This is a genomic window from Aquimarina sp. AWH4_224 (assembly GCF_056160245.1).
This window is the reverse complement of record NZ_JBSWWU010000066.1, coordinates 1-366: the sequence shown is the minus strand read 5'-3', so window position 1 is coordinate 366 and position 366 is coordinate 1. Positions and strand designations below refer to the sequence as shown.

The following is a 366-nucleotide window of genomic DNA, read 5'->3' as shown; positions in this document are numbered from 1 at the left end:
TACAGCAAGAAATCATCAACAATGTATCTGCCTACCAAGGAAGTGACGGAAGTATTCAACTTACCATAGAAGGAGGACAACAACCCTATACCTTTAATTGGATCAGACTATCTGATAATAGTGTAGTAGGAAATACTAACTCCATCAGTAATCTTATTGCCGATACCTATCAGGTAACCATTACCGATGTTAACAACTGTAGCTTGCAAAACTCCTATGAGATTACACAACCAGATATTGTAGAAGCAACTATAACTCCGCTGGTATGTAATGGGGACTGTACTGCTAGTATACAGGTAGAAGTAAACAGAGGAAATGGAAACTTCTCTTTTTTATGGGATAACGGACAAACATCGGATACTATTA

Annotated in this window: 1 pseudogene; it reads left to right on the top strand. The window is 37.7% G+C overall.

The features are described from left to right. Positions 1 to 366 (top strand): annotated as a pseudogene (locus ACXAGJ_RS24720) (hypothetical protein); the annotation flags it as partial.